Source organism: Caldimonas tepidiphila (assembly GCF_003569765.1).
In the GTDB taxonomy this organism is placed as follows: domain Bacteria; phylum Pseudomonadota; class Gammaproteobacteria; order Burkholderiales; family Burkholderiaceae_C; genus Caldimonas; species Caldimonas tepidiphila.
Window position 1 is genome coordinate 1 of sequence record NZ_KZ983978.1, and the last position, 588, is coordinate 588.

1 protein-coding gene is annotated in these 588 nt (G+C 63.1%); it reads left to right on the forward strand.

The genetic code is table 11. The features are described 5' to 3' along the window. On the forward strand, positions 1-588 hold a 588-nt coding region (locus tag D3A59_RS04100; protein WP_240635934.1), incomplete at both ends, for a sigma-70 family RNA polymerase sigma factor.

Below are 588 nucleotides of genomic sequence, written 5' to 3' on the forward strand. Positions count from 1 at the left end.
ATCCAGGAGCTGCAGCAGAAGCTCACCGATCTCCAGACCCGCGCGGTGGTGCCGCTCGAGGACCTCAAGGAGATCAACAAGAAGATGAACGAGGGCGAGGCCGCATCGCGCGAGGCCAAGCGCGAGATGATCGAGGCCAACCTGCGCCTCGTGATCTCGATCGCGAAGAAGTACACCAACCGCGGCATGATGTTCCTGGACCTGATCCAGGAGGGGAACATCGGCCTGATGAAGGCGGTGGAGAAGTTCGAGTACCGCCGCGGCTACAAGTTCTCGACCTACGCGACGTGGTGGATCCGCCAAGACCAGGCCCGCACCATCCGCGTGCCGGTGCACATGATCGAGACGATCAACAAGATGAATCGCATCTCGCGCCAGCACCTGCAGGAGTTCGGCGTGGAGATCGATCCGCCGACCCTGGCGGAGAAGCTGGGCATCCCGGAGGCGAAGGTTCGGCAGGTCATGAAGATCGCCAAGGAGCCGGTGTCGATGGAAACGCCGGTGGGCGACGATGCCGACACCAGCCTCGGCGACTTCATCGAGGACACGAACAACGTGTCGCCGCACGAAGCCGCTCTCCAGGCCGGC